24 protein-coding genes and 1 tRNA gene are annotated in these 25848 nt (G+C 74.0%); 12 read left to right on the forward strand and 13 right to left on the reverse strand.

The genetic code is table 11. From position 1 onward, the window contains the following. Positions 1-115: 115 nt before the first annotated feature. A complete protein-coding gene (gene aceE, locus LV78_RS05355) occupies positions 116-2875 on the reverse strand; it encodes a pyruvate dehydrogenase (acetyl-transferring), homodimeric type (protein ID WP_253843594.1) in 2760 nt (919 codons plus the stop codon). Positions 2876-3184: 309 nt separating this feature from the next. Here aceE and LV78_RS05360 point away from each other — a divergent pair, with 309 nt between their 5' ends. From LV78_RS05360 to LV78_RS05370, 3 genes are all read left to right on the forward strand, one after another. Beyond that, positions 3185-3619, forward strand: coding sequence for a DUF3052 domain-containing protein (locus tag LV78_RS05360; RefSeq protein WP_253843595.1), 435 nt, complete (start codon positions 3185-3187; stop codon positions 3617-3619). A gap of 113 nt (positions 3620-3732) precedes the next feature. Next, positions 3733-4191, forward strand: coding sequence for a peroxiredoxin (locus LV78_RS05365; RefSeq protein WP_253843596.1), 459 nt, complete (start codon positions 3733-3735; stop codon positions 4189-4191). Positions 4192-4201: 10 nt separating this feature from the next. After that, positions 4202-4276, forward strand: a tRNA-Val gene (locus LV78_RS05370). A 366-nt stretch (positions 4277-4642) separates the two neighbouring features. Here LV78_RS05370 and LV78_RS05375 read toward each other — a convergent pair. Then, a complete protein-coding gene (locus tag LV78_RS05375) occupies positions 4643-4843 on the reverse strand; it encodes a hypothetical protein (protein WP_253843597.1) in 201 nt (66 codons plus the stop codon). 635 nt (positions 4844-5478) lie between these two features. Here LV78_RS05375 and LV78_RS05380 point away from each other — a divergent pair. Beyond that, on the forward strand, positions 5479-5763 hold the full coding sequence (locus LV78_RS05380) for a hypothetical protein (RefSeq protein ID WP_253843598.1): 285 nt from the start codon (positions 5479-5481) through the stop codon (positions 5761-5763). A gap of 298 nt (positions 5764-6061) precedes the next feature. Next, the gene (locus tag LV78_RS05385) at positions 6062-7093 is read left to right on the forward strand and encodes a saccharopine dehydrogenase family protein (RefSeq protein ID WP_253843599.1); all 1032 of its coding nucleotides are present in this window, start codon (positions 6062-6064) and stop codon (positions 7091-7093) included. Here LV78_RS05385 and lipA read toward each other — a convergent pair. Together lipA and LV78_RS05395 are read right to left on the reverse strand one after the other, a co-directional pair. Continuing rightward, positions 7068-8072: a lipoyl synthase gene (gene lipA, locus LV78_RS05390; protein ID WP_015800182.1), complete on the reverse strand. Its 1005-nt coding sequence runs from the start codon at positions 8070-8072 to the stop codon at positions 7068-7070. The genes LV78_RS05385 and lipA overlap by 26 nt on opposite strands. Before the next feature lie 15 nt (positions 8073-8087). After that, positions 8088-9011 carry an oxidoreductase gene (locus LV78_RS05395; RefSeq protein WP_253843600.1) on the reverse strand — a complete coding sequence of 308 codons (924 nt, stop codon included), beginning with the start codon at positions 9009-9011 and terminating at the stop codon, positions 8088-8090. A gap of 89 nt (positions 9012-9100) precedes the next feature. Here LV78_RS05395 and LV78_RS05400 point away from each other — a divergent pair, with 89 nt between their 5' ends. Next, a complete protein-coding gene (locus LV78_RS05400; RefSeq protein WP_253843601.1) occupies positions 9101-10036 on the forward strand; it encodes an LLM class F420-dependent oxidoreductase in 936 nt (311 codons plus the stop codon). A gap of 58 nt (positions 10037-10094) precedes the next feature. Here LV78_RS05400 and LV78_RS05405 read toward each other — a convergent pair whose 3' ends face one another. From LV78_RS05405 to LV78_RS05415, 3 genes are all read right to left on the reverse strand, one after another. Continuing rightward, positions 10095-11093: a twin-arginine translocation signal domain-containing protein gene (locus LV78_RS05405; protein WP_344621223.1), complete on the reverse strand. Its 999-nt coding sequence runs from the start codon at positions 11091-11093 to the stop codon at positions 10095-10097. A 126-nt stretch (positions 11094-11219) separates the two neighbouring features. Continuing rightward, positions 11220-11963 carry a lipoyl(octanoyl) transferase LipB gene (gene lipB, locus LV78_RS05410; RefSeq protein ID WP_253843602.1) on the reverse strand — a complete coding sequence of 248 codons (744 nt, stop codon included), beginning with the start codon at positions 11961-11963 and terminating at the stop codon, positions 11220-11222. A 9-nt stretch (positions 11964-11972) separates the two neighbouring features. Next, positions 11973-12794 (reverse strand): helix-turn-helix transcriptional regulator, encoded by an 822-nt coding sequence (locus LV78_RS05415; RefSeq protein ID WP_253843603.1) that lies wholly within the window; start codon positions 12792-12794, stop codon positions 11973-11975. A 126-nt stretch (positions 12795-12920) separates the two neighbouring features. Between LV78_RS05415 and LV78_RS05420 the strand changes: the two genes are divergently transcribed. Together LV78_RS05420 and LV78_RS05425 are read left to right on the forward strand one after the other, a co-directional pair. Beyond that, entirely contained in the window at positions 12921-13364 is a 444-nt protein-coding gene (locus tag LV78_RS05420) for a nuclear transport factor 2 family protein (RefSeq protein WP_253843604.1), read from the forward strand. Continuing rightward, the gene (locus LV78_RS05425) at positions 13361-14188 is read left to right on the forward strand and encodes a Rossmann-fold NAD(P)-binding domain-containing protein (RefSeq protein ID WP_253843605.1); all 828 of its coding nucleotides are present in this window, start codon (positions 13361-13363) and stop codon (positions 14186-14188) included. Before LV78_RS05420 ends, LV78_RS05425 begins: the two co-directional genes overlap by 4 nt. 455 nt (positions 14189-14643) lie before the next feature. Here LV78_RS05425 and LV78_RS05430 read toward each other — a convergent pair whose 3' ends face one another. From LV78_RS05430 to lpdA, 4 genes are all read right to left on the reverse strand, one after another. Beyond that, entirely contained in the window at positions 14644-15270 is a 627-nt protein-coding gene (locus LV78_RS05430) for a phosphatase PAP2 family protein (RefSeq protein WP_253843606.1), read from the reverse strand. Further along, a complete protein-coding gene (locus LV78_RS05435) occupies positions 15270-16163 on the reverse strand; it encodes a TIGR01777 family oxidoreductase (RefSeq protein WP_253843607.1) in 894 nt (297 codons plus the stop codon). Before LV78_RS05435 ends, LV78_RS05430 begins: the two co-directional genes overlap by 1 nt. 176 nt (positions 16164-16339) lie before the next feature. Continuing rightward, a complete protein-coding gene (gene sucB / locus LV78_RS05440) occupies positions 16340-18013 on the reverse strand; it encodes a 2-oxoglutarate dehydrogenase, E2 component, dihydrolipoamide succinyltransferase (RefSeq protein WP_253843608.1) in 1674 nt (557 codons plus the stop codon). Positions 18014-18065: 52 nt separating this feature from the next. Then, positions 18066-19436 carry a dihydrolipoyl dehydrogenase gene (gene lpdA, locus LV78_RS05445; RefSeq protein WP_253843609.1) on the reverse strand — a complete coding sequence of 457 codons (1371 nt, stop codon included), beginning with the start codon at positions 19434-19436 and terminating at the stop codon, positions 18066-18068. Positions 19437-19613: 177 nt separating this feature from the next. Here lpdA and LV78_RS05450 point away from each other — a divergent pair, with 177 nt between their 5' ends. Together LV78_RS05450 and LV78_RS05455 are read left to right on the forward strand one after the other, a co-directional pair. Beyond that, positions 19614-19937: an oxidoreductase gene (locus LV78_RS05450; RefSeq protein WP_253843610.1), complete on the forward strand. Its 324-nt coding sequence runs from the start codon at positions 19614-19616 to the stop codon at positions 19935-19937. Between the two features lie 161 nt (positions 19938-20098). Next, on the forward strand, positions 20099-20719 hold the full coding sequence (locus LV78_RS05455) for an NAD(P)-dependent oxidoreductase (RefSeq protein ID WP_253843611.1): 621 nt from the start codon (positions 20099-20101) through the stop codon (positions 20717-20719). Positions 20720-20783: 64 nt separating this feature from the next. On the opposite strand, the gene LV78_RS05460 is transcribed toward LV78_RS05455, so the two are convergent. Then, positions 20784-22277: a leucyl aminopeptidase gene (locus tag LV78_RS05460; protein ID WP_253843612.1), complete on the reverse strand. Its 1494-nt coding sequence runs from the start codon at positions 22275-22277 to the stop codon at positions 20784-20786. A gap of 208 nt (positions 22278-22485) precedes the next feature. Here LV78_RS05460 and LV78_RS05465 point away from each other — a divergent pair, with 208 nt between their 5' ends. Both LV78_RS05465 and LV78_RS05470 read left to right on the forward strand, forming a co-directional pair. Continuing rightward, entirely contained in the window at positions 22486-23715 is a 1230-nt protein-coding gene (locus LV78_RS05465) for an amino acid permease (RefSeq protein WP_253843613.1), read from the forward strand. Positions 23716-23731: 16 nt separating this feature from the next. After that, positions 23732-24835, forward strand: coding sequence for a branched-chain amino acid aminotransferase (locus LV78_RS05470; protein WP_253843614.1), 1104 nt, complete (start codon positions 23732-23734; stop codon positions 24833-24835). A 52-nt stretch (positions 24836-24887) separates the two neighbouring features. On the opposite strand, the gene cobS is transcribed toward LV78_RS05470, so the two are convergent. Further along, positions 24888-25601: an adenosylcobinamide-GDP ribazoletransferase gene (gene cobS, locus LV78_RS05475; protein ID WP_253843615.1), complete on the reverse strand. Its 714-nt coding sequence runs from the start codon at positions 25599-25601 to the stop codon at positions 24888-24890. Positions 25602-25848 lie beyond the last annotated feature (247 nt).

Consider the following 25848-nt stretch of genomic DNA (forward strand, 5'->3'; position numbering starts at 1 on the left):
GCCCTCCCCCGATCGGGGGGAGAACGCCTCTCGTCGCTCGTCACAGCTGCCGTGTCACCCGGTCGTGGGGTGACCGGCGGTCACGGCCCGAGCGGGGCCGCGCCGCCGTCGCCGATCAGGCCAGGCCCGCGTCCGAGGTGGACGGACCGGCCGCCGCCACGTCGTCGATGCGGTACTTGCGCGCCGCGTCCACGACGGACTGCTGCGGCACCTCGCCGCGCTTGGCCAGCGCGGCCAGGGTGGCCACCACGACCGACTCGGCGTCGATCAGGAAGTGCCTGCGCGCGGCCGGGCGGGTGTCGGAGAAGCCGAAGCCGTCCGCGCCCAGCGTGGTCATGTCGGTCGGCACGTACGGGCGGATCAGGTCCGGCACCGCCGTCATCCAGTCCGACACCGCCACGACCGGGCCCTGCACGTCCTTGAGCACCTGCGTCACGTACGGGACGCGCGGCTCCTGGTCCGGGTTCAGCAGGTTGTGCCGGTCGACCTCGACGGCCTCGCGGCGCAGCTCCGAGTACGACGTCGCCGACCACACGTCGGCGCGCACGCCCCAGTCGTCGGCCAGCAGCTGGGCGGCCTTGAGCGCCCACGGCACCGCGACGCCGGAGCCGACGAGCTGGGCCCTCGGGCCGTCGCCCTCGCCCGCAGCCTGGTACCGGTACAGGCCCTTGAGCAGGCCGTCCACGTCCAGGCCCTCGGGCTCGGCGGGCTGCCGGTACGGCTCGTTGTAGATCGTCAGGTAGTAGAAGACGTTCTCGGCGTCCTCGCCGTACATCCGCCGCAGGCCGTCCTTGACGATGTGCGCCACCTCGAACGACCAGGCCGGGTCGTAGGCGACCGCCGCCGGGTTGGTGTGCGCCAGCAGCAGCGAGTGCCCGTCGGCGTGCTGGAGGCCCTCGCCGGTCAGCGTGGTGCGGCCCGCCGTCGCGCCCAGCACGAAGCCGCGCGCCATCTGGTCGCCCGCCGCCCACAGGCCGTCGCCGGTCCGCTGGAACCCGAACATCGAGTAGAAGATGTAGATCGGGATCATCGGCTCGTCGTGCGTGGCGTACGAGGTGCCGACCGCCGTGAACGACGCCGTGGAACCGGCCTCGTTGATGCCCTCGTGCAGGATCTGGCCCTGCTCGGACTCCTTGTACGCCAGCATCAGCTCGGCGTCCACGGAGGTGTAGAGCTGCCCGTTCGGGTTGTAGATCTTCTGCGACGGGAACATCGAGTCCATGCCGAACGTGCGCGCCTCGTCCGGGATGATCGGCACGATCCGCTTGCCGATCTCCGGGTCCTTGATGAGGTCGCGGACCAGCCGGACGAACGCCATCGTCGTGGCGACCTCCTGCTTGCCCGAGCCGCGCTTGACCACGTCGTAGACCTTGTCACCGGGCAGCACGAGCGCCTTGGACCTGCCGCGCCGCTCGGGCACGAACCCGCCGAGCTGCTTGCGGCGCTCCAGCAGGTACTGGATCTCCGGGGCGTCCTTGCCGGGGTGGTAGTACGGCGGCAGGTACGGGTCGAGGTCCTTGTCCGCGATCGGGATGCGCAGGCTGTCCCGGAACGACTTGAGGTCGTCGTGGGACATCTTCTTCATCTGGTGCGTGGCGTTGCGCGCCGCGAACCGCTCGCCGAGGCCGTAGCCCTTGATCGTCTTGGCGAGGATCACCGTCGGCTGGCCGTTGTGCGAGACCGCCGCCTGGTACGCCGCGAACACCTTGCGGTAGTCGTGGCCGCCGCGCTTGAGGTTCCACACGTCGTCGTCCGACATGGCCGTGACCAGCTCCTTCGTCCGCGGGTCGCGGCCGAAGAAGTGCTCCTTGACGTACGCGCCGTCATTGGCCTTGTACGTCTGGTAGTCGCCGTCGGGCGTCTGGTTCATCAGGTTGACCAGCGCGCCGTCGCGGTCCGCGTGCAGCAGCGAGTCCCACTCGCGGCCCCAGATGACCTTGATGACGTTCCAGCCGGCGCCCCGGAAGAAGGACTCCAGCTCCTGGATGATCTTGCCGTTGCCGCGCACCGGGCCGTCGAGGCGCTGCAGGTTGCAGTTGACCACGAAGGTGAGGTTGTCCAGCTGCTCGTTCGCGGCGAGCTGGAGCAGGCCGCGCGACTCGGGCTCGTCCATCTCGCCGTCGCCGAGGAACGCCCAGACGTGCTGCTGGGAGGTGTCCTTGATGCCGCGCGACTGGAGGTACCGGTTGAACCGGGCCTGGTAGATCGCGTTCATCGGGCCGAGGCCCATGGAGACGGTCGGGAACTCCCAGAAGTCCGGCATCAACCGCGGGTGCGGGTACGACGGCAGGCCCTTGCCGAGGCCGCCGTGCGAGTACTCCTGGCGGAAGCCGTCGAGCTGGTCGGTCGTCAGGCGGCCTTCCAGGAAGGCGCGCGCGTAGACGCCGGGGGAGGCGTGGCCCTGCACGAACACCTGGTCGCCGCCGCCGGGGTGGTCCTTGCCCCGGAAGAAGTGGTTGAAGCCCACCTCGTACAGGCTGGCCGACGAGGCGTACGTCGAGATGTGGCCGCCGACGCCCACACCCGGTCGCTGCGCGCGGTGCACCGTGATCGCCGCGTTCCAGCGCACCCAGGCGCGGTAGCGGCGCTCCACCTCCTCGTCACCGGGGAACCACGGCTCCCGCTCGGTGGGGATGGTGTTCACGTAGTCGGTGCTGGTCAGCGCGGGCACCCCGACGTGGGACTCCCTCGCGCGCTCCAGCAGCCGCAGCATCAGGTAGCGGGCTCGCTGCTGGCCGCCGCCCTTGAGCGCGGCGTCGAACGACTCCAGCCACTCCGAGGTCTCCTCCGGGTCGATGTCCGGGAGGTGGGAGGCCAAACCGTCCCTGATGACGCGCACCCGCTCGGGAGTGGTGCCGTGGTTCTGCGGGGCCAAGGGATCTCCTCGTTCCGTGGTCTCTGTCTCCATCGTTGCCCTGTGGACACTGTCCCGTCACCGCTACCGGTGAGTATTTCCGGATTGTGTCCCACGCGCGCGCGCGGATAGGAGGTATGTAGAGCATGCCTCATGGCTTCCGGGTACCGCATCCGGGGGTACCGCTGCGGCGTGTCCCGGCTCTTACGGTTGCGCGTGGCACGGGTGACAGTGTTCGCTAGCCGCGACCGGTAGTTGACCCTGAGGTCGATGCCGAACGGCGGTCGGAGCCCCGACCGTCGCTGTCGCGCACTTGGAGGAGTGGAAACCGTGGTCGCCGCGGAAGACGCAGGCAAGATCGGCGTCGCCGACAAGCTCGGGATCGCACCGGGCGCCGTTGTCCAGGAGATCGGTTGGGACGAGGACGTCGACGACGACCTGCGTGCGGCGGTCGAAGAGCGGGTCGGCGGCGATCTGCTCGACGAGGACACCGACGACGTCGTGGACGTGGTCCTGCTCTGGTGGCGGGAGGAGGACGGTGACCTGGCGGACGCGCTGGTCGACGTCACCTCGCCGCTGGCGGACGAGGGCGTGATCTGGGTGCTGACCCCGAAGACGGGGCGTGCCGGGCACGTGGAGCCCAGCGACATCACCGAGGCCACCGCGACTGCGGGCCTCGCGCAGACGTCGAACGTCAACATCAGCGAGGACTGGACCGCGGTGCGGCTGGTCTCGCCGAAGAACGCCAAGGTCAACAAGCGCTGACCTGCGCAGACCCCGGCTCCTCCGCGTCACGGGAGCCGGGGTTCGCGCTGTCCCCGACCGGGTCCGCCCCGGTCGGGGACCCGGTTCCGTCCGCCGCGCACAGGGGTTCTTGCATGATCGAGATCGGTGCCGAGGCGCCCGACTTCACGCTCGCCGACAGCAACAAGCAGAAGGTGACCCTGTCGTCCTTCCGCGGGTCGAAGAGCGTGCTGCTGGTGTTCTACCCGTTCGCCTTCAGCGGAACCTGCACCGGCGAGCTGTGCCGGGTGCGCGACGAGCTGGCCGACTACGAGGCCGCGGGCGTGCAGGTGATCGGCGTGTCCGTGGACACCCCGTTCAGCCTGAAGGCGTGGGCCAAGCAGGAGGGCTACCGGTTCCCGCTGCTCTCGGACTTCTGGCCGCACGGCGAGGTCGCGAGGGCTTATGGTGTGTTCTCCGAGGGGGCCGGGTTCGCGCTGCGCGGCACCTTCCTGATCGACACCGCCGGGGTCGTGCGGTTCGCCCAGGTCAACGAGCCGGGCGAGGCGAGGGACCAGGAGTCGTGGAAGAAGGCCGTCGCCGAGCTGGCGTGACGGCTCCCAGGGGCGTGTAGCTCAGCGGAAGAGCACTCGGTTTACACCCGAGCGGTCGCAGGTTCGAACCCTGTCGCGCCCACCAACCCCGTCGCGCCCGGCACCACCCGCGCCCACCGCCCCGTCCGTCGTGGCGGGTCGGGAGCGCCCGTCGCGGCGTCATCCCGCAGGTGCGTCCCGCAGTGTTCGCGGGTCGTCCGCGCGCTGCGCCGCGCTCGCCCGGTCGTGGGCGACGGGCTCAGCGGTCCCAGAAGCCCAGAATCCCCCTCCGGGGTCCACCGGACCGGTTCTGGGGGAGTTCGGCGCGCAGCGGAGCGCTCAGGGGCTCGGGCGGGTGTCACCCGGCGGTGTTCCACCACCGGGTGACGCTGTCGACTGACGCTGCCGAGTGACGCTGTCGAGCGATGCTGCCGGATGACACTGCCGGGCGGTGCTGCCGTCCGGGCCCGTTCTAGGCCAGCGCGGCGACCAGCAGGGTGGCCAGCGCCCACAGGGCCAGCAGCACCGCGGGCGACAGGGCGTCGCGCAACCACGGGTCGGCCGGGCCAGGCGGACGTCCGCCGTCGTCCTCGGCCGCCGGTGCGGGTGGTGCGACCGAAGCGGGGGCCGAAGGTGGTCTGCGGCTCGGCGGCGCGGGGGCCAGGCGGTGCACTTCCAGGGTCCGCCGCGCGCCACCCGCTCGTGTCAGTTCGAGCGCTGGCCCCTCTCCGGGGCGCGGTCCTAGACTCAACTCCGGTCCTCCTGTCGTCCTCGCTCGTCAGGCCTGGTTCGCGGTCGGACCCACGCGGTCTCCTGTTCGAGCAGGGGGCCGCGTTCCATTCGGGCGTGATTCCGCGCTGGAGAGCATGGCGCACCGATCGCCGTCGATCTTGGGGTGGGCGGGGTCGATTCGTTGAGCGGTTCACCCGATGCGCCGAGCGGCCCGGACCTGCTCGTTCAGCCGATATGGTCTAGACCCGTCCCTTAATGGGGGACAGGTTCACGCCTTCGGGAGCGGATTTGCTGAGCTTTCCGTGATCAGCTCGCGAATCAATCCAACGTAAGGGTGAAGATCAACGATTCTTGCGTAGTCGGAATTCCTTTCGGTGATCATCGTCCGGCTCCGGTGGCGCACCCCTCGAACGCTCGGCGCTCACCGGCTGCCGCTCGGCGCGGGAGCGCACCCCGGCCACCCCCTGGAATCCCCGAACGGCCATCGGTCCGCCCGACTCCCTAGGGGAGAACGGCCCGCCCCCGGCCTTCGCGGTCCCCCTAGGCGGCGGTGGTGGCGCGTCGTAGCTTGGCCCCATGTCGCCCAGGCAGTACCTCACCGCCGTCGCGGCGGCGTTCGTGCTCTCGGGACTGCTGATCATGCTGCTCCCGCTGTCCACGAGCGGTCCGAACGGGCTCGACGTGTCCTGCGGCAACAGCCTGGGCGCGGGCTTCGACGAGATCGACGTCTCGGCCCGGTCGGCGGCCCTGCCCGAGGTCTGCGCCCGGCTGCGCGCCGAGCGCCTCGCCTGGGCCTCGCCGGTCACCGTGCTGGGCGCGGCGGGCCTCGTGGGCGCGCTCTTCATGCGCCGCCGCACCTGAGCCCGGACGCACCTGAGCCCGGACGCACCTGAGCCCGGACGCACCTGAGCCCGGACGCACCTGAGCCAGGCCGCACCTGAGCCAGGCCGCACCAGGCCCGGATCCGTCCGCACCCGGACCAGGCCGCACCACGCCCGGACCCGGACCGGCCCGCACCCGAACCCGCCCACACCCGGACCAGGCCCGAACCCTCCCGAGCCCGAGCCCGAACCCGCCGCGACACCCGCCCCGCAGCTCCCGCCCGCCCCACCCGCCGCACGCGGAACCCGCCCCCCACGACCGCCGGTAGCGTCTAGTCATGACGTGGATGGTCTACGGCGCCAACGGGTACACCGGGGCGCTCATCGCCGAGCTCGCCGTCGCGCGAGGCGAACGACCGGTGCTCGCGGGGCGGAACGGCCACAAGGTCGCCGCCGCCGCGCAGCGCCTCGGACTGGAGCACCGGGTGTTCCCCCTCGCCGACGCGGGGGCGCACCTGGACGGGGTCGACGCGGTCGTGAACTGCGCGGGGCCGTTCTCGGCCACCTGGCGCCCCCTGGTCGACGCCTGCCTGCGCACCAGGACGCACTACCTGGACATCACCGGTGAGATCGACGTGTTCGAGGGCATCGCCGCCCTGGACGCCGAGGCGAGGCGGGCGGGCGTGGTCCTGCTGCCCGGCGTCGGCTTCGACGTCGTCCCCACCGACTGCATCGCCGCCCTGCTGCACCACGCCCTGCCCGGCGCCACCCACCTGGACCTGGCGTTCATGAGCGGCGGCGGCCCCAGCGCGGGCACCGCCGCCACCGCCGTCGAGGGCGCGGCGGGCGGCGGCAGGGCGCGGGTCGACGGGGAGCTGCGCTCGGTGCCGCTCGGGCACCGCCGCCGGGTCGCCGGGTTCCGCTCGGGCGCGCGGGACGTGCTCGCGATCCCGTGGGGCGACGTCAGCACCGCCCACCGCTCCACCGGCATCCCGAACATCACCACGTTCACCACGTTCCCGCCGCTGCTCGCGAGGGCGCACGGCGTCTTCCAGCCGCTGCTCGCGCTGCGCCCGGTCCGCCAGGTGGCGAAGGCGCTGGTCAGGCGGATCGGCGGCCCGTCACCGGCGGCGCGCGACACCAGCCGCAGCGAGGTGTGGGGCGAGGTGCGGGACGCGCGGGGCACCAAGGTCGAGGCCTCGCTCACCACCCCGAACGGCTACGCCCTGACCGCGGACAGCGCGGTCAGGGCGATCGGACTGCTGCCGGACGTCGAGCCCGGCGTGCACACGCCGTCCAGCGCCTTCGGCGCGCACTACGCGCTGGAGCTGGACGACGTGGTGCTCAGCGAGCCGAGAGCAGCGCGCTGACCTCCTGCGCGGCGTCACCGGCCTGGAGGAGGTGCTCCAGGTTCTCCGGGAGGGTGTCGCCGCGCTTGGTCACGGCCTGGGCGTACAGCCGCCCGGCCCGGTAGGAGGAGCGCACCAGCGGCCCGGCCATGACGCCGCTGAAGCCGAGCTCCTCGGCGGTCTCCTTGTGCACCAGGAACTCCTCCGGCTTCACCCAGCGCTCGACCGGGTGGTGCCGGGGGGAGGGCCGCAGGTACTGCGTGATCGTGATGATCTCGCAGCCCGCCGCGTGCAGGTCGCGCAGCGCCTCGGCGACCTCCTCCGGGGTCTCGCCCATGCCCAGGATCAGGTTGGACTTGGTGACCAGACCGGCCTCGCGGGCGCGGGTGATCACCTCAAGGGACCGCTCGTAGCGGAACGCCGGGCGGATGCGCTTGAAGATGCGCGGCACGGTCTCCAGGTTGTGCGCGAGCACCTCGGGCCGGGAGTCGAACACCTCGGCCAGCTGCTCGGGCACCGCGTTGAAGTCCGGGATCAGCAGTTCGACGCCGGTGCCGGGGTTCAGCGCGTGGATCTGCCGCACGGTCTCCGCGTACAGCCACGCGCCGCCGTCGGCGAGGTCGTCGCGGGCCACGCCCGTGACCGTCGAGTAGCGCAGGCCCATGGCCTGCACGGACTCGGCGACCCGGCGGGGCTCGTCGCGGTCGAGGTCGGCGGGCTTGCCGGTGTCGATCTGGCAGAAGTCGCACCGGCGGGTGCACTGCTCACCGCCGATGAGGAAGGTCGCCTCGCGGTCTTCCCAGCACTCGTAGATGTTGGGGCACCCGGCCTCCTCGCAGACCGTGTGCAGGCCCTCGCGTTTGACCAGGCCCTTCAGGTCCCGGTACTCCGGGCCCATCTTCGCTCGGGTCTTGATCCACGAGGGCTTCTTCTCGATCGGCGTCTGGCTGTTGCGCACTTCCAGCCGCAGCAGCTTCCGACCCTCAGGTACGACGGTCACGACACCAACCCTACGTCACGCGGGGTCGGGCGCGACGCCCGTCAACTCGGCCGTGAGGTCCCACAACCGGGCCGCCGCGAGGTCGTCGCGGGCCGCCGCCGTCGACCTCGCCGGGGCCGGGTGGCCCCAGAAGCCGCCGAACCCGTCGGGCCCGTAGTAGCCGCCGCCGGTCACCAGTGGCGAGGTGGCCGCGCAGAGCTGCGGCAACGCTCCCATGGCCGGGGTCTGGGACACCGCGTCGGTGATCTTGCCGCCCCACTCGACCAGCGCGTTCCGGTGCGCCTTCGCCATGGTCGCGCTCAGCTCGGTCCGCGAGACGCCGGGGTGCGCAGCGACGGAGGTCACGTCCGCGCCGGACAGCCGCAGCCGCCGGTCCAGCTCGCGCGCGAACAGCAGGTTCGCGAGCTTGGACTGCCCGTAACCGACCCACGGGGTGTAGCGGCGCACCTCGAAGTTCGGGTCGGCCAGGTCGAGGCCGCCCAGCCGGTGCGCGACGGACGACACGGTCACCACGCGGGCGCCCGCGCGGGCCCGCAGCGCGGGCATCAGCAGCCAGGTCAGCGCGGCGTGCCCCAGGTGGTTGACGCCGAACTGCGACTCGAACCCGTCGGCGGTGCGGGCCAGCGGCGGGGCCATCAGACCGGCGTTGTTGACCAGCAGGTCCAGGCCGTCGCCCGCCAGCTCCAGCACCCGCTCGGCGGCGGCGCGCACCGACGCCAGCTCGCCGAGGTCCAGCCGCACCAGCTCGGCCCGCCCGCGCCGGGAGACCCGCTCGACGGCGTCCTGACCGCGCTCCGGCGAGCGGCAGGCCAGCAGCACCCTGGCGCCCCTGGCGGCCAGCACCGCGGCGGTGCGCAGGCCGAGGCCGGAGTTCGCGCCGGTCACCAGCGCGGTGCGCCCGGTCTGGTCGGGGATGTCGACTTCGGTCCACTTGGCCATGGTGTTCTTCTACCGGTCGGCGACCGCGGCGGTGGCGGCCGGGGTGGTCGAATCGCGGGAGCCCGGCACCCCTCGTTAGCGTTGGACCGGTGGAACTCCGGATCTTCACCGAACCCCAGCAGGGCGCGAGCTACGACGACCTGCTCCGCGTCGCCCGCGCCGCCGAAGCCGCAGGGTACGGGGCGTTCTTCCGCTCCGACCACTACCTGAAGATGGGCTCGGTCGACGGCCTGCCCGGCCCCACCGACCCGTGGATCACCTTCGCGGGCCTTGCCCGCGACACCAGCACCATCCGCCTCGGCACGCTCATGACCGCCGCCACCTTCCGCTACCCCGGCCCGCTGGCCATCAGCGTCGCGCAGGTGGACCAGATGTCCGGGGGCCGCGTCGAGTTCGGCCTCGGGGCGGGCTGGTACGAGGAGGAGCACACCGCCTACGGCATCCCCTTCCCGAGCGTGCGGGAGCGGTTCGACCGGTACGCCGAGCAGCTGGAGATCATCACCGGCCTGTGGGCCACCCCGGTCGGCGAGGACTACACCTTCCAGGGCGACCACTACCGCCTGATCGACGCCCCCGCGCTGCCCAAGCCCGCCCAGGACCGGGTGCCGGTGCTGATCGGCGGCAAGGGCGCCAAGCGCACGCCCGCGCTGGCCGCCAAGCACGCCACCGAGTTCAACCTGCCGTTCGTGGACGCCGAGTTCGCGGCCAAGCAGTTCGCCCGCGTCGACCAGGCCTGCCGCGACATCGGCCGCGACCCGGCGGAGATCACCCGCTCGGCCGCGCTGGTGGCCGCGATCGGCAAGGACGACGCCGAGGTCGCCCGCAGGGCCGCCGCGATCGGGCGCGACGTCGACGAGCTGAAGGCCAACGGCCTCGCGGGCACGCCCGCCGAGGTCGTTGACCGGCTCGGGCAGTGGCGGGAGCGCACCGGCGTCGAGCGGATCTACCTCCAGCTGCTCGACCTGGCCGACCTCGACCACCTGGAGCTGGCGGCGGCCGAGGTCGCGCCGCAGCTCAAGGGCTGAGTCCCACCCGGCGGCGGGACGTGCGCGCCCGCCGCCGGGACGCGCCCACCCGCCCGGCTCAGGCCAGCGCGGCGCGCAGGTCGGCGAGCAGCGCGCCGTCCAGCAGCGCGCCCAGGACCAGGTCCTCGAACTCCCGCGCCGCCGCGTGCCGCTCCTGCGGCACCTCCGCCAGCAGGACCGCCACGACGCCCACGCGGCCGTCCGCGAAGCGCGCGTGCCCACCCGCCGCGAGCACGCCAGGCAGCGCGCCGCCCGCGAGTCCGACGCCCAGCACGCCCTCCGGCGCCTCCCGCCCGGCCCCCAGCCACGCCCGGCAGCGGGGGAGCGCCGGATCGGTCGCCAGCGCCCGGTGCGCCCGGCTCAGGCCGTCGGCGGCGCCGCGCCACGTCGTGCGCGCCCACGGCCGCAGGCCCTCGTACCCGGTCGGCGCCTGCGGGAGCCTGCCGAGCACCTCCAGCCGCACCCCTGGGTCGGTGAGGTAGTCCGGCGCGTCCCGGTCCAGCACCAGGCGCACCCGGTGGTCCAGTGCGCTGGCCACGGGCGCGTCCGGCCAGCCCAGGCGGACCGCCGCCGCCCGCAGCGCGGGCTCGCCGAGCCGGTGCAGCAGCAGGTCCGCCGCCGCGTCGTCACCCCTCCTGACCAGCGCGGACGCCAGGTCGTCCAGGTCCACCGGGTGGTGCGGGTCGTCGGCGTGCGTCCCGTCGGTGGCGGTGATGCCGAGGTCGGCCAGGGCGGACGCGTGCGCGCCGCCGTCCTGGCCGAGGTGGTGGCGGTCCCAGTCGGCCGCCGGGACCGTCCCGGTCGCGCCCGACAGCTCGTGCGCGGCCAGGTGCAGCGGGGTGATCGCGGCGGCCAGGGGCTGCGGCGCGTGCGGGCGGTGCACCAGGGCGGGACCGGCGCCGGGGTCCACCACGGCGGCCACGCGCTCGCGGTTGTCGGCCAGCCAGTCCAGCCAGGTCGAGCCCGCGCGGGACTCGGCCTCGGCGGGGCGCCCCAGCAGCAGCGCGGCGCCCGCCGCGCCGGTCGCGCGCAGCAGGCCGCGTCGGGTCATCGGCACGGTGGACTCCCCTCGCAGGCTTCCGCGTCGGAACCCTAGGAGGGGAGTCGGCCCGCTGTCAGCGCGCGGATGCGGTCAGGACCCGTTCGGGGGCGGGACCCGCCGGGGACGCGCTACCCGTTCGGGTCAGGCGCCCTGCACCGCGAAGGTGATGCCGGGGGCGGACGGCGCCTGCTTGGCCAGGGTGCGGTCGGTCAGCGGCAGGTCGCCGTTGAGCGCGTCGATCACGGCGGCCTGCGCCAGCGGCAGCACCTCGGCGACCGTGACGTCCCTGCCCAGCTCGTGCGAGAGCGACGCGACGCCCGCGTCCCGGATGCCGCACGGGATGATGTCGGCGAACGCGTCCAGCGAGGCGTTGCAGTTGATCTCGAACCCGTGCATGGTCACGCCGCGCTGCACCCGGATGCCGATCGCGGCGACCTTGCGCTCGGGACCGCGCTCGTCGGCCGCGATCCACACGCCGCTGCGCCCCTCCACCCGACCGGTGGGCACGCCGAGCTGGTCGCACACGTGGATGAGGGCCTGCTCGACCCGCCGCACGTACTGGACCACGTCCAGCGGCTCGGCCAGCGCCACGATCGGGTAGCCGACGAGCTGGCCGGGCCCGTGCCAGGTGATCTTGCCGCCCCGGTCAACGTCGATGACCGGGGTGTCGCCGCCCTTCGGGCGCTCGTCGTCCTCGGTACGCCTGCCGCAGGTGTACACCGGGGGGTGCTCCAGCAGCAGCAGGGTGTCGGTGGCGGTGCCGTCCGCGCGGGCCGAGGCGAGCTCCCGCTGGAGGTCCCAGGCGGCCTGGTACTCGATGGTGCCCAGTTCGCGCACGTCGAAGGGGGTGTTCTCGGCGCGGCAGGAGGAGTCGGTGCTGCTCACCACTCGACCCTACGCCTGCCCGCGATCCCCGGTGACCAGCCGGGCCAGCCGCTCGGCGCTCGCGCCGCCCGGCCGCGCGGTGTGCAGCACGACCCGCAGGTCGTGGCCGGGCACCACGAGCGCGTGCACGTCCAGCTCCAGCCGCCCCACCACCGGGTGCGCCACGACCTTGCGCACCACCGGCCGCTCCCGCACGTCGCGCGCCGCCCACGCGGCGGCGAACTCCGGGCTGTGCGCGCCGAACTCCTCGGCCACCCGCGCCGCGCCCAGTCCGGGGAACCGCACGGCCGCCGCGCGCAGGTCGGCCGCCGCCCGCTCGGCGAACGCGCCCGGCTCGACCTCGCCGCACAGCGTCCCGCCGAACCGCCGGGACAGCGCGGCCAGCCCCCGCTCGCTCGCGGGCAGCTCGGCGAAGTCGGTGAACAGCGCCACCGCCGCCGCGTTCCAGGCCACCACGTCCAGCGCGGGCGTCACCGCGTAGGCGGGCGTCGCGCCCAGCCCGTCCAGCAGCGTGCGCACCGCCTCCGGGACGCCCGGCTCCGGCTCCTCGCCCACCGGCGCGTGCCCGGCCAACCGCGCCAGGTGCTCCCGCTCGGCCCCGGTCAGCCGCAGCGCCGCGCCCAGCGCGTCCAGCACCTGCGGCGACGGGTGCGGCGCCCGGCCCTGCTCGACCCGCTCGTAGTAGTTGACCGTCACCCCGGCCAGCGAGGCGACCTCCTCGCGCCGCAACCCCGGCGTCCGGCTCGACGGCGCCCGCCGCAGCCCGACCTGCGCGGGTCCCAACGACTCCCGCCGGGCCCGCAGGAACCCGGCCAGCTCACGCGCGCTCACCCGACCAACCTTGGCACGCCGCGCGCCGCAGAGCAGGTCCGCTCCCCTCCCCGCGAGCCCCGGACCGCCGGGAGGGGGCTCGACCGGCAGTGCCGCGCCCGGCGCGCGGCCCGCACGATCGACGGCGTGGACAACGACCCCGAGCTGACCTTCCGCCGACTGCTGGAGCACCTGCTGGCCAAGGACATGGACGCCGTGGCGGACCTGTGGGCGGTGGACGGGACCGCCGAGTTCCCGTTCGCCGAGGCGGGCTCCCCGACCCGCCTGGAGGGCCGCGAGCAGGTGCGCGCCTACCTGGCGGGCTACCCGGACCTGCTGGACGTCACCGGCGTCCCCGCCCTGGTCGTGCACCGCACGGCCGACCCGAGCACGGCGGTGGTCGAGTTCACCGCCGTCGGCCGCGCGACCGCGACCGGGGTCCCGTACCGGCTGGACTACGTCTCCGTCGTCACGGTCGAGGAGGGCCTCTTCACCGCGTACCGCGACTACTGGAGCCCTGTCGCCGCCGCGCGGGCCACCGGGGCGCTGGGCGGCCTGACCGCCGCGCTCGACCGGGAGGCGGGCGCGTGAGCGTCGCGGTGATCGGCGCGAGCGGGACCACCGGCCGGGCGCTCACCGCGCTGCTGGAGGCGGACGGCACGCCGTTCCGGCGGGCGAGCCGCACCCCGGCCCCCGGCGCGACCCGGTTCGACTGGCACGACCCGAGCACGCACCGGGCGCTCCTGGACGGCGCGACCGCCGTCTACGCCGTCCCGCCGCCGACCACCGGCGACCCGCTGCCCGCCGTGCGCCCGCTGCTCGACCTGGCCCGCCGCAGCGGCCTGCCCAGGCTGGTGCTGCTCGGCTCGCTGGCGGTCCTGCCCGACGCCCCAGGGGCCGCCGAGATGGAGGCCGAGGTGCGCGAGACCCCCGGCTGGACCGTGCTGCGGCCCGCCGGGTTCATGCAGAACTTCACCGGGGCGCACCCGGTGGCCGTGCGGCTGCGCGAGCGCGGGCAGCTGCTGTCGGCGGGCGGGGACGGGCGGGTCGGCTGGATCGACGCGCGTGACGTGGCCTCGGCCGCGCACGCCGCCCTGCTGGCCGACCGGACCGCGAGCGAGCACCGGCTGACCGGCCCGCAGGCGCTCAGCCACCGGGAGGTCGCGCGGGTCGTCGGCGAGCGGACCGGGCGGGCCGTGGAGGTGGTGGAGGTGACCGCCGCCGAGCTGGCCGGGCACTTCCGGGCGGCCGGGATGCCGGAACCGTTCGCCGACCGCCTCGCCCGCTACAACGCCTCGATCCGCGACGGCGGGGAAGGCGGGCTGACCGACGGGTTCGCGCGGCTGACCGGCCGCGAGCCGGGGACGTTCGCCGCGTTCGTGGACGACCACCGCGCGGAGTGGGCGGCTGGTTAGTCGCTCGGGGCGGGCGGGGGCGGACTGGTCGGGGGCCGAACTGGGCCGGGTCGGGCTGGGCTGGACCGGGCCAGGCCGCGCCGTGCTGGACCGGGCCGGGGTTGAGTCGAGCCGCGCCATGCCGGGCTTGGGTGGGCCGGGTTGGACCGCGCCGCGCTGGGCCGGGCCGGGCCATGCCGGGCTGGGGTTGAGCCGCGCCACGTCGGGCTGGGCCACGCAGGGCTGGGGCTGTAGCCGCGCTCGGCCGGGCTGGCTGGGGTGCGCAGGCCTGGGCCGGGCTCGCCAGGGGCGGCTGGGCCGTGCTGGTTGGGGCGGGCTGACCAGGCCCTGCCCGGTCGGGTCCGGGCTGATCACGCCCGGTCTGGTCAGGCCCGGTCTGGTCAGGCCCGGTCTGGTCAGGCCCGGTCTGGTCAGGCCCGGTCTGGTCCCGCCCGCCCCGGCCCGATCTGGCTTCGTCAGGCCCGGTCCCGCCGGGTCTGTCCGCGCTCGGGCCCGGCCGACGCCGGGCTCGGCGGCAGCCGCAGCACCGCGCAGCAGAGCAGCCCGGCCCCGGTGGTGGCCAGCACCGCCCCGACCGTGTCGGTGAACCAGTGCATCTCCAGCACCACCCGGCTGAGCGCCGTCAGCACCACCGCCAGCGCCCCGCCCGCCACCACCAGGCGCAGGTACCGCCTCGCCAGGCTCGCGCACACCACCGAGGCGGTGAACGCCACCGCCGTCACCGCCGTGACGTGCCCGCTCGGGTAGCTCCACTGCGGGTAGTCGATCGGCCTGATCCGCCGGTACCCGTACCTGGCCCACACGGTCATCCAGCACACCGCCAGCAGCACCGCCCACCGCGCCACCAGCGGGTCGCGCGCGATCACCGCCCGCGCGGCCAGCGACACCAGCGCGACCGCCGCCAGCCCTGGGCTCAGCAGCAGGCTGATCACCGTCGCGGGCAGCACCACCCCCGACCCCAGCTCCAGCGCCGCGTCGTGCAGCGCCACGTCCACCCCCGGCGCGGGCGCGCCCCGCACCAGCAGGCCGAGCAGCACCGAGCAGCCCAGCAGCAGCGCCCCCAGCGCGAAGAGCGTGCGCACTACCGGGGTGTGATCGCGGCGGCCACGGCCGACCCGAGCGCCGGGTGCAGGAACGTGAAACCGGACCGCTCCAGCGCCTTCGGCACCGCCCGCTGCCCCACCAGCACGCCCTCCTCGGCCAGCCCGCCCAGCACCGCCTTCAGCGCGAACGACGGCACCACCCAGGGCGTCGGCCGGTGCAGCGCGTGCCCGAGCGTGCGGGTGAACTCGGCGTTGGTCACAGGGCTCGGCGCGGTCAGGTTCACCGGCCCGTCCACGGTCCCGGTCTCCAGCACGTGCCCGATCGCGGCGACCACGTCGTCCAGCGCGATCCACGGCATGTACTGCCGCCCCGACCCGAGCCTGCCGCCGAGGCCGAGCGAGAACAGCGGCTTGAGCTTGCCGAACAACCCGCCCGACGGGCTGATCACCAGCCCGGTGCGCAGCTTCACCACCCGCACCCCGGCCTCCTCGGCCTGCCGGGTCGCGCCCTCCCACTCGCGGCACAGCGCGGCCAGGAACCCGGTCCCGGACGGGGTGGCCTCGTCCACCAGCGCGTCACCGGTGTCGCCGTAGAACCCGACCGCGCTCGCGTTCACCAGCACCGGCACCCGGTGCTGCACGACCGCGGCGGCCAGCACCTCGGTGGGCGCGGTGCGGGTGTCGAGCAGGACCTGCTTGCGCGCGTCGTTCCACCGGCGGTCCCCGATCCCGGCCCCGCACAGGTTCACCACGGCGTCGACCCGCTCCAGCGCGCCCTCGTCGATCTTGGCCGAGGGCGGGTCCCAGGACCGCTCGTCCGGGGCGGCGGGCCTGCGGCGCACCAGCCGGAGCACGTCGTGGCCCCCGGCTCGCAGCGCCGCCACCAGAGAAGTGCCGATGAGACCCGAGGAACCAGCGATGACCACGCGCATGGGGTTGATCGTCTCTCAGCGCGGCGCGGCTCGCACACCGGCTCACCGCGCGGGTGGGGTGCGGTCCGTCGCACCCACCCCCGGAAAGCCCTCCCCCTGGGAAAGCCCCACCCCGGAAAAGCGGAGAACCCGCTCCCCCTGATCGGGGAGCGGGTTCTCGCGGGTGCTGCCGACCGTCAGAGGCCGAGGTCGCCCTCGAAGGCGCCTTCCTCCAGGCGGTTCTTCATGGTGCTCAGGAAGCGACCGGCGTCCGCGCCGTCCACCAGGCGGTGGTCGTAGGTCAGGGCCAGGTAGGCCATGGACCGGATCGCGATGGTGTCGTCGCCGCTCGCGTCGGTGATCACCACGGGGCGCTTCTTGACCACGCCGACGCCCAGGATGCCGACCTGCGGCTGCTGGATGATCGGGGTGTCGAAGAGGGCGCCGTTGCTGCCCAGGTTGGTCAGCGAGAACGTGCCGCCGGTCAGCTCGTCCGGGGTCAGCTTGTTCGCGCGCGCCCGACCGGCCAGGTCGTTGATCTTGAGCGACAGGCCCGCCAGGTTCAGCTCGCCCGCGTTCGAGATCACCGCGTTGAGCAGGCCGCGCTCGGTGTCGATCGCGATGCCCAGGTGCTCGGCGCCGTGGTACGTGACCTCCTTCTTCGCCTCGTCGATGGAGGCGTTCAGCACCGGGTGCTGCTTCAGGGCCTCGACCGCCGCCTTGGCGAAGAACGGGAGGAACGTCAGCTTCGTGCCCTCCCGCTGCTCGAACGCGGCCTTCGCCCGGTTGCGCAGGCGCGCGATCCGGGTGACGTCCACCTCGAACACCTGGGTGAGCTGGGCCGACATCTGCAGCGACTCGCGGGTCCGCTGGGCCACGATCTGGCGCAGGCGGGGGAGCTTCTGCGTGGTGCCGCGCTTGCCGCTGGTGTCCACGGCGGGCGCGGCGGCCGGGGCCTTCTTGGCCTCGACCGCGGCCAGCACGTCCTGCTTGCGGATTCGGCCGCCGACGCCGGTGCCCTTCAGGGAACCGAGTTCGATGCCGTTCTCCGAGGCCAGCTTGCGCACCAGCGGGGTGACGTAGGGCGCGCCCTCGTCACCGGACTTCTCGGCGGCCGGAGCCGGGGCGGCGGCGGGCTTGGGGGCCTCCTGCTTGGGGGCCTCGGCCTTGGGCGCCTCCTGCTTCGGGGCCTCGGCCTTCGGGGCCTCCTGCTTGGGGGCCTCGGGAGCCGGGGCGGGCTTCGGGGCCTCCTGCTTCGCCGGGGCCGGGGCGCCGGAGCCGATCACGGCCAGCTTGCCGCCGACCTCGACCGTCTCGTCCTCGCCCGCGGTGATCTCCAGCAGCGTGCCCGCCACCGGGGACGGGATCTCGGTGTCGACCTTGTCGGTCGAGACCTCCAGCAGGGGCTCGTCGACCTCCACCGAGTCGCCGACCTGCTTGAGCCAGCGGGTCACGGTGCCCTCGGTGACGCTCTCGCCCAGCGCGGGCATCGTCACCGGGGTGCCGTCGGCGCTGCCGCCGGACGGCGCGGCCGGGGCGGCCTCGGGCTCGGGGGCGGACTGCGGCTCGGGCTCGGCCTCCTCGGCGGGGGCCGCCGGGGCGGGCGCGGAGTCCGAGGGCGCGTCGCCCTCGGAACCGTCGCCGATCACCGCCAGCTCGGCGCCGACCTCGACGGTCTCGTCCTCCTGGGCGACGATCTTCTGCAGGACGCCCGCTGCGGGCGAGGGGATCTCGGTGTCGACCTTGTCGGTCGAGACCTCCAGCAACGGCTCGTCGACCTCGACCCGGTCACCCTCCTGCTTCAACCAGCGGGTGACCGTGCCCTCGGTGACGCTTTCACCGAGTGCGGGCATCGGAACGGAGATGGCCATCGTTCGCTGACTCCTCGTGCGTTAAGTCGTTCGGCTGACTGGGGTGCGGCGGTCAGCCGTGCACGTGCAGCGGCTTGCCGGCCAGGGCGAGGAAGGCCTCGCCGAGGGCTTCCGTCTGGGTCGGGTGGGCGTGGATCAGGGGAGCCACGTCCTCCGGGTATGCCTCCCAACCGTAGATCAGCTGGGCCTCGCCGATCAGCTCGCCGACCCGCTCGCCGACCATCGTGACGCCCACGACGGGACCCTCGGGCGCCTTGACCAGCTTGATGCCGCCCGCGGTCTTCAGGATCTGGCTCTTGCCGTTGCCCGCCAGGTCGTAGACGAAAGTCTCGACCGAGCCGTACTTCTCCTTGGCTGCCGCCTCGGAGAGGCCGACGGAGGCGACCTCGGGCTTGCAGTAGGTGACGCGCGGGATGCCCGCCTCGTCGATCACCTTGGGGTTCTGCCCCGCGATCTCCTCGGCGACGAAGATGCCCTGCTGGAAGCCACGGTGGGCCAGCTGCAGACCACGGACGATGTCGCCGACCGCGTAGACGTTGGGGAGGTTCGTGCGCAGGCGCTCGTCGGTGGTGACGAACCCGCGGTCGATCTCGATCCCGGCTTCCTCGTAGCCGTGGCCCGCGCTGTTCGGGCCCCGGCCGACGGCCACCAGGAGCAGGTCGGCGTCCAGCACGTCGCCGTTCTCCAGCGACACCGACACCCCGGTGTCGGACTGGGTGGCCCCGGTGAACTTCACGCCGGTCTTGAACTTGATGCCCCGGCGGCGGAACGCGCGCTCCAGCTGCTTCGAGGCGTACTCGTCCTCGGCGGGGACCAGGCGGGGCAGCGCCTCCACGATGGTCACGTCCGCGCCGAAGGAGGCCCACACGCTGGCGAACTCGACGCCGATGACGCCGCCGCCGAGCACGACGACCTTCTCCGGGACGTAGTCCAGGTTCAGCGCCTGGTCGCTGGTGATGACCCGGCCGCCGATCTCCAGACCGGGCAGGCTGCGCGCGTACGAGCCGGTGGCCAGCACGACGTTCTTGCCGGTGTACTTGACGCCGTCGACCTCGACGGTGTTCGGGCCGACGAACGTGCCCGCGCCCTGGACCATGGTGACCTTGTTGGCCTTCGCCAGGCCCTGCAGGCCCTTGTACAGCCTGCTGATCACCCCGTCCTTGTACGAGTTGACCCCGGCCATGTCGATGCCCGCCAGCGAGGACTTGACGCCGAACTGCTCGCCCTCGCGCGCGTTGTCCGCGACCTCGGCCGAGTGCAGCAGCGCCTTGGTCGGGATGCAGCCGCGGTGCAGGCAGGTCCCGCCCAGCTTGTCCTTCTCGACCAGGATGACGGACAGGCCCAACTCCGCCGCGCGGAACGCGCAGGCGTAGCCGCCCGATCCGCCACCGAGGATCACCAGGTCGGCGGAGGTGTCGGTCACGGATTTCTCCCTAGGAGAGCTTGATGCCTTACTCCGCGCGGGTGCGCGCGGGTGATTGCCATCTTGTCACTACACCGGCGGGCGCGGCGACGCGGTGTCCTCTTCGGAGGATTTGGCCGGGCTTTCACACCTCAGCCGGCACCATGTCCGACAACAGTGGCTTTGGGAGGTTCGCAGGTGGGCCTTTTCGATCGTTTCCGCAGGAAGAGCCGTCCCGGCGTGCTGCGCGCGCCGACCTCGGCCGACACCGGCCACCTGGAGCGGTGGGCGGCCGAGCGGCGCGGGGTCGAAGCCTACGTCGAGCCCAAGACGACCGTGACGGAGACCACTGTCGTCCTGGTGGCCCACGACGGCGAGTGGACCAGGCGGCGCATCGACGGCGAGGAGGGCGCGAAGCGGTTCGCGCGCAAGCTCGGGATGCCCATCTACGACGCGGGGATCGTCGGCTACCCCAAGCGGATGCGCGAGTACAGCCGCCGGAAGTCGGCCGGTGAGAGCTGACCGGAGCAGGCCGTTCGGCTGCCCGGACTGTCGGGAAGATCACCCCTTCGGGAGCCGCCGGGGGTGGGCGGAAGCGTCGCGCGCGTGCGTAGTACTGCTGTGCACATGATCAACTCCCTGTCCCCCGAACCCCTGCTCGTCGTGCGCCTCGGGGGCGCGCGGTGAAGCTCGCAGTGCTCGGCGCGAGCGGCCGGACCGGCGCGCTCGTCGCCCACCTGGCGCGCGGGCGCGGCCACCACGTGACCGGTGTCGTGCGCACCGGCAACGGCACCGGCACCGGCCGCGACCACGTGGCCGACCCGCTCGACCCGGAGGCCCTCGCGCCCGCGTTCGCCGGCGCGGACGCCGTGGTCAGCGCCATCGGGCCGCGCTCGGCCCGCAAGCCCACCAGCGTGCTCGTCGACAGCGCCACCAGCGCGATCGCCGCCATGCGGCTGGCCGGGGTGCGCAGGCTGCTCGTGGTCAGCAGCAGCGCCACCGCCGAGTCCGGGGACACCCCGGTGGTCGCGGCGCTGGTCAAACCGCTGCTGTGCTCGGTGTTCCGGCACGCCTGGGCGGACGTCTCGGCGATGGAGCCGGTCGTGCGCGCCAGCGGTCTCGACTGGACGCTCGTGCGCGCGCCGATGCTCACCAACGGGCCCGCGCGCGGGCGCTACCGGGTGCAGGAGGAGCGCAGCGTGCTCGGCGGGCTGTCGCTGTCCCGCACCGACCTCGCCGCGTTCCTGCTCGACCGGGTCGAGGACCCGGAGTCGATCGGGAAGGCGCTGTCGGTGGCGTACTGAGAACGCGCGCGGCCCCGGCGGGGAAGTTCCCGCCGGGGCCGCGCGATCGGTCAGAACCCGGAGGTCAGCCCTTGTCGGCGATGTCCGCGAGCAGCGCAGCCAGGGTCCGCACCGGGACGCCCGTGCCGCCCTTGGTGGTGTACCCGCTGGCCCCGCCCGTGTGGTACGCCGGGCCCGCGATGTCGATGTGCGCCCACTGCACGCCCTCGGCCACGAACTCCTTCAGGAACAGGCCCGCCGACAGCATCCCGCCCCACCGGTGCCCGGTGACGTTCGCCAGGTCGGCCAGCCGCGAGTCCAGGTCGCCGCGCAGCTCCTCCGGCAGCGGCATGGCCCACGCCTGCTCGCCCACCGCGCGGCCCAGCTCGGCCACCCGGTCGCGCAGCTCGTCCGTGCCCATGACGCCCGAGGTGCGCTTGCCCAGCGCCACGACCTGCGCGCCGGTCAGCGTCGCGACGTCGACCAGGTAGTCCGGGCCGTCCTCGCACGCGCGGGTGATCGCGTCAGACAGGATCAACCGGCCCTCGGCGTCGGTGTTCAGCACCTCGACGGTCTTGCCGCCGTACATCTTCAGCACGTCGCCGGGCCGGTAGGCCGCGCCGGACGGCATGTTCTCCGCCATCGGCACCCACGCGGTGATGTCCAGCGGGTACTTCAGCTTCGCCGCGAGCACGACGGTGGCGACCACGGCCGCCGCGCCGCTCATGTCCGAGGTCATCTCGTCCATGCCGCCCGCGGGCTTGATGGAGATGCCGCCGGTGTCGAACGTGATGCCCTTGCCGACCAGGGCGACCTTCTTGGTGGCCTTCGGGCCCTTGTAGGTCAGCCGGACCAGGCGCGGCTGGCGGGTCGAGCCGCCGCCGACGCCGAGGATGCCGCCGAAGCCCTGCTTGCGCAGCGCCTTCTCGTCGAGCACCTCGGTCTCCACGCCCTCGGCCGAGGCCAGCGCCACGGCGCGCTCGGCGAACGAGGCCGGGTACAGGTCGTTCGGCGGGGTGTTGATCAGGTCGCGGGTGGTGGTGACCGCCTCGGCGATCGCGGTCGCGGCCTTCAGCGTGGCGTTGTGCGCGCGCTTCACGCCCTCGGCGGGCGGCACCAGGTCCAGCTTGGCGACCGGGCCCTCGCCCTTGTCGGACTTGTACTCCTTGAAGGTGTACCCGCCCAGCAGGGTGCCCTCGACCGCGGCGGCCAGGTGCACGGAGGACAGGGTGGTCACGGCGCGCTTCTTGCCCACCAGCGCGCGGGCCGCCGCGCCGGAGGCCTTGCGCACCTGCTCCTCGCTGATCTGGCCGTCCGCGCCGGGCTTGCCGAGGCCGACCGCGAGCACGATCGGGGCCTCCAGCTTGCCCATGGTCGGGACGGTCACGACCTCCTCGGTCTTGCCGGTCGCGCCCAGCGCGCCCAGCACCTCCAGCAGGGCGCCGTCGAAGGCGGTGTCGACGGGCTCGGCGGCCGGGACGAGCGCGAGCCCGTCCGGGCCCTGGAGGATGCCCACCACGATGGCGTCGGTGGCGGCGGTCAGGTCACTGTCGGTGATGGACAGCTTCGGCGCGGTCAAGTTGCTGCTCCTCGTCGGGTTTCCTCCCGGCACTTACCAGGTGTGCTGCGGGAACGGGTGACGGATGCTGACGAATGCTAAAGGTCTTGCTCCGACCCGGCTGGGCGTGCCACAGCTGACTGCGTCGAGTAACAATTAACACGATCGTGCGTCAAGCGGGTGGCCGTTAGCGGCTGCCGGGTCCATCTGCGACTGTGTCACGGTGACAGTGACGCACCGATCCGGGGCAGTGGTGCTGGTGCTGGGGGCCTCGCTCGGCGCGGGCGTCCTCGCCGGTCTCGCCCCCGCCGCGGCGCTCGCCGGACCGCTCGCCCCGCTCGCGCTCCTGGTCGCGGGCATCGCCGCGCTCTGCTGCGCGACCGCCTCCGCCGCCGCGCCCGCCACCACCGGCCACCTGCACGTGCGCGCCCAGCTCGGCCCGTGGCCCGCCCGGATCACCGCCGCCGCCCGGCTCACCTCGGCGGCCGGGGTCGGCGCGGCCGTCGCCCACGCCGTCGCCGCCACCGCCGCCCCGCAGCACCGGCTGCCGCTCGCGCTCGCCCTGCTGGCCTGCGTCACCGCGCTCGGCGGGCGCTGGCCCGCCCGCGCCACCCGACCGCTCACCGGGTTCGTCGTCGTGGTGCTGCTGCTCGTGGTCGTGGTGTGCCTGGCCGTCGCCCCACCCGCGAACCCGGTCGTGCTGGACGCGCAACTCGGCGTCGAGGGCGTCATGGGCGCGGCCAGCGTGCTGTTCCTGGTGTTCACCGGCCACGAGCGGGTCACCGAGGCGGGCGACCCCGCCCTCGCCGGGCCGCTGCGCCGGTTCGCCGCCCCCGCCGGGGTGCTGCTGTCGCTGGTGCTGGCCGCCGCGCTCTGGTTCGCGCTGCGCCACCAGCTCGGCGACGCCCGGCTCGCCCTGTCCCGCGCCCCGCTGCGCGACGCCCTGCTCGTCGCGGACGGCGGCTGGCTGCTACCCGTGCTCGGCCTCGCCGCGCTCGCCGCCGGTGTCCAGGTGCTGGCCCACGTGCTCGCCGGGGCCCGCCGCGCGCTCGCCGGCCTGGTCGAGTCCGGCGACCTCCCGAAGGTGCGCGGCCGGTGGACCCCGCACCTGCTCGCCTCCGGCCTCGCCCTGGTCGGGGTGCTCGCGCTCACCCCCACCCAGGCGCTCGCGGTCGGCGCGTGCGCCTCGCTGTTCCACTGCTGCTTCACCAGCGCCGCGACCAGGGTCATGCTCCAGGACGACGGCGGTGGCGCCGCGCGCGCCGCCTGCCTGGGCCTTGGCCTGTCGGTGCTGCTGGCGATGGGCGCCCCGGCCGACGCGCTCGTCGTCGTGGGCGTCGCGCTCGCGGTCGGGACCGGTCTGCTCGGGTACGCCGCGCACACCGGGGCCAAGCGCGCGGCGGCCCGCGCCGAGGGGGCGGGGGAGAGCAGGGACGACGGTGTCCTGAGACCCCGGTGAGAGCTACTGTCTCCGCATGACCACACCGCCGCCGTTCACCGTCGACCCCAACGTCGGGCCCGCCACCCAGGACTACCTGGCCGAAGCGCTCGCGAACCCCGGCTTCGGGCAGCACTTCACCGACCACATGGTCGTGATCGACTGGAACCGGACCGACGGCTGGCACGACGCGGTGGTGCGCGGCTACGCCCCGATCACCCTCGACCCGGCGGCGATGGTCCTGCACTACGGCCAGGCGATCTTCGAGGGCCTCAAGGCCTACCGGCAGCCCGACGGCACCATCGCGTCCTTCCGGCCCGAGGCCAACGCCGAGCGCTTCCGCGCCTCCGCCCGCCGCATCGCCATGCCGGAGCTGCCCGACGAGCTGTTCCTCGCCTCGCTGAGCGAGCTGCTGGCCGTCGACTCCCGCTGGGTCCCCGAGGGCGGCAGCGAGTCCTCGCTCTACCTGCGGCCCTTCATGTTCTCCACCGAGCGCGGCCTCGGCGTGCGCCCGGCGGGCGAGTACCGCTACCTGCTCATCGCCTCCCCTGCGGGCTCCTACTTCACCGGCGGCCTCAAGCCGGTCACGGTGTGGCTGTCCACCGAGTACGTGCGCGCGGCCCCCGGCGGCACCGGCGCGGCCAAGTTCGCGGGCAACTACGCCGCCTCCCTGGTCGCCCAGGCGCAGGCCGCCGAGCAGGGCTGCGACCAGGTCGTGTGGCTCGACGCGGTCGAGCGCAGGTGGGTCGAGGAGATGGGCGGGATGAACCTGTTCTTCGTCCTCGGCTCCGGCTCGGACGCGCGGATCGTCACCCCCGAGCTGTCCGGCTCGCTGCTGCCCGGCATCACCCGCGACTCGCTGCTCCAGCTCGCGGAGGACTTCGGGCTGGGCGTCGAGGAGCGGAAGTTCTCCACCGAGGAGTGGCGGGAGAAGGCGGCCAGCGGCGAGCTGACCGAGGTCTTCGCCTGCGGCACCGCCGCCGTGATCACCCCGGTCGGGCACGTCAAGCACGACGGCGGCGAGTTCAGCGTCTCCGGCGGCGCGACCGGCGAGATCACGATGAAGCTCCGCGACCACCTCACCGGCATCCAGCAGGGCCGCGTCGAGGACCCGCACGGCTGGATGACCAAGCTGCTCTAGACCTCGGCTCCCGCTGTGGGCAGGCGCAGTGCGACCGGCCCACAGCGGTGGTCTAGCCGAAGGAGCAGACGACCAGCACGCACAGGGTCGCCGCCTCGCAGGCCGCGCCCAGCACGTCGCCGGTGAGCCCGCCGAAGCGGCGGCGGGTGTGCTTGACCAGCACGAGCACGACGGCCGCCGCGAGCGCCACGCCCAGCGGGCCGCGCCACGGGTCCACCAGCGCGCCCGCCGCCGCCAGCGCCACCCACCAGGCCGCCACCACACCCGCGGACTGCGACCCGGCGACCAGCGCCCCCAGCCCCTCGGGCCGCGCCGCCGGGACACCGCGCGCGCAGCACAGCACGAACGCCGCGCGACCAGCCGTCAGCGCCAGCACGACCGCGCCCCAGGACACCGCGCCCAGCGCGACCGCCTCGGCGCCCAGCACCACGATCAGCGCCACCACGCCGAACGGGCCCGCGCCACCGTCCTTCATCACGGCCAGGGCGCGTTCCGGCGGCCCGTAGCAGCCGAGGCCGTCCGCCGTGTCCGCCAGCCCGTCCAGGTGCATCCCGCGCGTGGCCAGCCCGAGCCCGCCCACCACGAGCAGCCCGGCGAGCAGCGGCTGGGCGCCCAGCGCGGACAGCCCGGCCAGGACGGCGGCGGCCAGCAGGCCCAGCAGCGCGCCCACCAGCGGGGCGGCCGTGATCGCCCGGCGCGCGACCCGGCGGTCCACGTCGTCGACCCGCACCGGCAGCACGGTGAGCCAGGACAGCGCGAGCCTCACGACGCGGGTCCCACGACCGCGCGCGTGCCGTGACCGACCGCGCGGCGGCTCGGCGCGCCGGAGGGCGGTGCGCTGAGCGGCTCGGCACCGTGGGCCTGCGCGTCGTGGGCCTGCGCGCCGAGCGCCCACGCGTCGTGGACCCATGCGTCGTGGACCTGAGCGCCGAGCGCCCACGCGTCGTGGGTCTGAGCGCCGCGAGCCCGTGCGGGGGACCCCGCCGCGCCCGCCCTCGGCGCCCCTGCCCTCG

The sequence above is a fragment of the Actinosynnema pretiosum genome (assembly GCF_024171695.1).
GTDB classification, from domain to species: Bacteria; Actinomycetota; Actinomycetes; order Mycobacteriales; family Pseudonocardiaceae; genus Actinosynnema; species Actinosynnema pretiosum.

Excerpts from the sequence above, each read along its gene's own strand:
- LV78_RS05385 (WP_253843599.1), top strand. The coding sequence starts at position 6,062 with ATGACGTGGATGGTCTACGGCGCCAACGGGTACACCGGGGCGCTCATC.
- LV78_RS05380 (WP_253843598.1), top strand. The coding sequence starts at position 5,479 with ATGTCGCCCAGGCAGTACCTCACCGCCGTCGCGGCGGCGTTCGTGCTC.
- LV78_RS05435 (WP_253843607.1), bottom strand. The coding sequence starts at position 16,163 with ATGCGCGTGGTCATCGCTGGTTCCTCGGGTCTCATCGGCACTTCTCTG.
- LV78_RS05365 (WP_253843596.1), top strand. The coding sequence starts at position 3,733 with ATGATCGAGATCGGTGCCGAGGCGCCCGACTTCACGCTCGCCGACAGC.
- LV78_RS05395 (WP_253843600.1), bottom strand. The coding sequence starts at position 9,011 with ATGGCCAAGTGGACCGAAGTCGACATCCCCGACCAGACCGGGCGCACC.
- sucB (WP_253843608.1), bottom strand. The coding sequence starts at position 18,013 with ATGGCCATCTCCGTTCCGATGCCCGCACTCGGTGAAAGCGTCACCGAG.
- LV78_RS05470 (WP_253843614.1), top strand. The coding sequence starts at position 23,732 with ATGACCACACCGCCGCCGTTCACCGTCGACCCCAACGTCGGGCCCGCC.